This window comes from Acinetobacter sp. Colony158 (assembly GCF_019264745.1).
GTDB lineage: Bacteria > Pseudomonadota > Gammaproteobacteria > Pseudomonadales > Moraxellaceae > Acinetobacter > Acinetobacter ursingii.
Genome location: NZ_CP078523.1, coordinates 1,602,729 through 1,607,140, shown reverse-complemented (window position 1 = coordinate 1,607,140; position 4,412 = coordinate 1,602,729). Strand labels below are relative to the sequence as shown.

Genomic DNA, 4,412 nt, shown 5'->3' with positions numbered 1-4,412 from the left:
TATAGCTTTCTATAACCTCACCTATCTGTCCTTATCAAAATTACCACCAAGCTTAAATTTCTTATTGATACTCCAACACTTATACCCAAACTGTTACAGGGTATGGACATAAAACGAACGCAACTTACATGCCAGATAGGCATGATAGCAGTCACTGTAATTCAAACTTAAGTTAAATTTTTGACAAAAAATAAAGAGGCGAACAATGAAAATTGCTTTAATTGGTGCAACAGGTATGGCAGGTTCACGTATTTTGGAAGAACTGGTTTCACGTGGTCACTATGTCAAAGCCATTGCGCGAGACACACATAAAGTTGCAGACACGGAACGTGTGATGGCAGTTAATGTCGATTTAAATGATCATGAGGCTTTAGTAGATGCATTAAAAGGGCAAGATGCGGTGATTAGTGCCGTTCGTTTTCAGGGCTTAGATGCTCATGCATTGATTGAAGCGGTACGTGACTCCAAAGTAAAACGTTATTTGATCGTTGGTGGTGCGGGAAGTTTACATGTGCCTCATCAAAATATTCGTGTTTTGGATACGCCTGATTTTCCTGATGCTTATAAACCTGAAGCCGAAGCAGCCGCAATATTTCTCGATAAACTCAAAGAAATCGATGATCTTGACTGGACGTTTATTTCGCCTTCTGCTGAATTTGGTCCGGGTAAACGTACAGGTGAATTTCGATTGGGTAAAGATGAGCTTTTGATCGGCGAAGAAGGCAGTAAAATCTCGGCTGAAGATTTTGCGGTGGCGCTAGCTGATGAGCTTGAACAAAACAATCATATCCAGCAACGTTTTACCGTGGGTTATTAAGGTCGTAAATCATTTTTGCAAAGGAAGCGAATCATTCGCTTCCTTTTTGTTGAATCAGGATTGACAGGCTTTTAAAAAAAGCCCAACCTCAATAAAAATATCAATGAAATCCTCCCAATTCATGAATGGCCTCACCCGTTTCTTCAAACATTATAATTTTAATGCGACACTGGTTTATTGCTTTCAAATTTTTATTGTTCTGACAGGAACAACGCTTGGCTTGCGTTGGCTTGGACATGATGAGTTGATCGTTCCAGTTACACTCGGTGCGATTGCGACAGCATTGACCGACTTTGATGATCGCTTAAGCATTCGACTTCGAAATTTATTTTATGTGGCTGTATTGTTTTTTGCGGTCAGCAGTATTTTAGAGTTTTTAGTACCTTATAAATTTCTACTGATTGTATATTTATCACTTTCGAGTGGTTTTTTAATTTTATTAGGTTCACTTGGTCAGCGCTACGCTACCATTTCGTTTGGTACCATTTTAATTTCAATCTACAGTTTATTTGGTTTAGGTGAATATCAGCACTGGTATCAACAACCCGTCTATTTTGTGTACGGCGTGATTTGGTACGGCATAACCTCAATTGTCTTTTTTCTGATTAAACCAACGCTGCCTGTTCAGGATAATCTTTCGCAAGTCTTTAGCCATTTGTCTGATGTGTTGATGACCAAAGCCCGACTCTTTGACCCTGATAACAAAGACAATGTTGAGCCACTATTATTTGAACTCTCAAACGAAAATGCGCAAGTGGTTCAATATCTTAATACCACAAAAGCCTCATTACTGACTCGATTGAAAGCCTCACGGGTTAATAAAAACAGCATCTACTGGCTGCATTTATATTTTGTCGCGCAAGATATTCACGAGAAAGTGAGTGCCAATTATTTACATTATGAACAGATCCCACACAATTTTAGCCGCAGTGATCTGATCTTTCGCTTTCAGAAGAATATTCGGCTTTTGGCGCTTTCCTGCCAGCAATTATCTGAATGTATTTTGCGAAATGAAGCATTTACGCCAATTCATGATCCCACACATGCTTTAGAAAATCTGGAACTTTCACTACAGGACTGGATACAGGATCATCCATATAATACTGAAGTCAAAAATCTAAAATTAATCGTTAAAAACTTAAAAGATTTACATGACCAACTCAGTCATTTACAGGATGTGCAATTTACCTATGCCTATCGTTTTGAACAGCATGTCGATAATCTAAACTTATTGGATGATGATATTCACGGCATCAAAGATTTATGGCTTAAATTCAAACAGCATCTTACTCCAAAATCTGCGCTATTTCGCCATGCAACACGCATCGCCTTTGTCTTTGCCGCAGGTTCACTGGTATCACTTTTACCCTTTGCGCAAAATGGTTACTGGATTGTTCTGACCAGTTTATTTGTGTGTCAGGTGACTTATTTCGCGACCAAAAGTCGTTTAAAACTACGAACATTAGGTACTTTACTCGGAGTCATTTTAGGTCTGCCAATTCTTTATTTTGTGCCAAGTGTCGAAGGTCAATTGATCATCACCGTGATTTGTGGCGTATATTTTTTCTATCTCCGTCAAAAGAAATATGCGCTTGCGACTTCAATGGCAACCTTAATGGTGTTGCTGATTTTTAACCTTAAAGGCTTTGGTTATAGCATTATTGCGCCACGTATTTTGGATACCCTCATTGGCTGTGGCATTGCATGGTTTGCCGTGAGCTTTATCTGGCCAGACTGGAACTTTCGTAATATTTCCAACAACATTAAAAAAACCAGTCAAGCAAGTATCAATTACCTAAATGCTGTGCTGAACCAATATCAGTTTGGCTGTACCAATAGTGTTGAATATCGTACCGCAAGGCGTTTGGCACATAATGCACAAACTGAACTTTCCAGTATGATTTCCAGCCTGAGCGCGGAACCGCAACCGAATCAGGCGTTAATTCATTCTGCTTTTCGCTATCTGGTGTATAGCCATAGTCAGCTTAGTTATATATCTGCGCTCGGAAGCCATCGTCAAAAGATTAATGATCAGCAAGTCATGGACTTATTAAAATGGTGTACCGATACACTACAACAGACGTTACTCGAACAAAAACCACTTCCTGCGCAAGATATTGAGCAAAAGTTATTGGAAATTCGACAACTTTCTGAACAAAACTCGACATCGGATTACTTCATGTTAATTTTAAAACAAATGAGTTTATTGCTCGAAACCTTGCCTGAATTACTGATGCTGCAAAACAAACTATTATCAATGGAAATTAAATAGACTCTGTTGTTGTTCAGCTTTCAACCGATCTAGGCTACACTCGGTCTTTGTTTATATTTTTTGAGCGAATGATGAACGTCAAAACTTTACGCATTGTTGGATTTTTAGAAGGTTGGTCTTTTTTATTGCTCCTATTTATTGCCATGCCAATGAAATATATTTGGGATAATCCACTGTGGGTCAAATATGTGGGTATGGGGCATGGTTTACTGTTTATTTTATTTATCGTCGTTTTATTGATGGTATGCCAACGGATGAAATGGTCGATTCATATGTTTATTTTAGGTTTGATCGCATCGATTTTACCGTTTGGCCCTTTTGTATTTGATCATAAATTAAAACAATCAAACCAAAACTAAGTTGCTTAGAAAAAAATAATTTCGCGATAAAAAGAGCGAACCCGTAGATTCGCTCTTTGCTTAAAACTGCCCTTCCTGCCTACGTTGCTGCATCAGTTTAAGCAAAACTTGCTTGGGTTTTAAAAACCAAATCGCAATCAAAACAAAAGAGGCGAGACTAAATGCCATAATATGAAAATGGACATAGAGTTCGCGCACCAGTTCAATAATTCCAAAGAAGCTTAACATCAGTAACATCGACACTGCTGCTGCAACTGTACCTTTACTAATTTCAGATGACATCAAAGCAAAGCGATACATCACCGAAAAACTAATGCCTTCGCCAAAACTAATCAAGGTCATGCCGATTAATAAACATGGCACCAGATAGTGTTGCCAGATTGCCCCGATCACTAAGATAACAGTGCCTAATAGCATTATAGGTAAGCCTGTGAGAATCGTGGTTCCCAAAGGATAACGATCCATAATCTTAATCAGCACAATATTGCCCAAAATCAGCCCGATAAAAACGGGGAACTGTGCTAAGCCATATTGCACACTACTAAACTTGAGTTCTTCCACCAACATCACAGGGGACAATGCAATCCATAGCATTAAAGGCAAACTTACCAAAGGCAATGCCAGAGTAAGACCTAAAAACTTTTTATCGCTATAGATTTTTTTAAAATCATCAAACAAATAAATGAATGGCTGCCGCGTCACACTTTGCTGCTGACTTGGCATTTTGGCTTTTAATCCAAACCAACTGATCAATGCCAACAAAGCGATTGCAACGAAGCCCCAGTGCCATGACACATAATCAATCAGAAAAGCACCTAAAACAGGCCCAAGTAATGGTGCAAGTAAGGAAATATTGGCCATTAACGCCATAACTTTAATGGCATCACGTTCGGCAAAAGTTTCCTGAATCGCGGCATAACCGACCGCAGCAATCACTGTCAATCCGATCCCTTGTAAGAAGCGC

Annotated in this window: 4 protein-coding genes; 3 read left to right on the top strand and 1 reads right to left on the bottom strand. The window is 39.0% G+C overall.

All coding sequences use genetic code 11. From position 1 onward, the window contains the following. Window positions 1-205: 205 nt before the first annotated feature. From JR005_RS06590 to JR005_RS06580, 3 genes are all read left to right on the top strand, one after another. Complete coding sequence (locus JR005_RS06590; RefSeq protein WP_120371068.1) at window positions 206-817, top strand: NAD(P)-dependent oxidoreductase; 612 nt, start codon at window positions 206-208, stop codon at window positions 815-817. A 121-nt stretch (window positions 818-938) separates the two neighbouring features. Continuing rightward, on the top strand, window positions 939-3,089 hold the full coding sequence (gene yccS, locus JR005_RS06585; RefSeq protein WP_151838313.1) for a YccS family putative transporter: 2,151 nt from the start codon (window positions 939-941) through the stop codon (window positions 3,087-3,089). Window positions 3,090-3,160: 71 nt separating this feature from the next. Beyond that, a complete protein-coding gene (locus JR005_RS06580) occupies window positions 3,161-3,448 on the top strand; it encodes a DUF3817 domain-containing protein (RefSeq protein ID WP_151838312.1) in 288 nt (95 codons plus the stop codon). A 60-nt stretch (window positions 3,449-3,508) separates the two neighbouring features. Here the strand turns inward: JR005_RS06580 and JR005_RS06575 are convergent. Further along, window positions 3,509-4,412, bottom strand: a 904-nt coding sequence (locus JR005_RS06575; protein ID WP_228731766.1) for an MFS transporter, incomplete at its 5' end; no start/stop codon positions are given.

What these genes read in the sequence shown, in the direction of transcription:
- JR005_RS06580 (WP_151838312.1), top strand. Translation starts at nt 3,161, where the DNA reads ATGAACGTCAAAACTTTACGCATTGTTGGATTTTTAGAAGGTTGGTCT.
- yccS (WP_151838313.1), top strand. Translation starts at nt 939, where the DNA reads ATGAATGGCCTCACCCGTTTCTTCAAACATTATAATTTTAATGCGACA.
- JR005_RS06590 (WP_120371068.1), top strand. Translation starts at nt 206, where the DNA reads ATGAAAATTGCTTTAATTGGTGCAACAGGTATGGCAGGTTCACGTATT.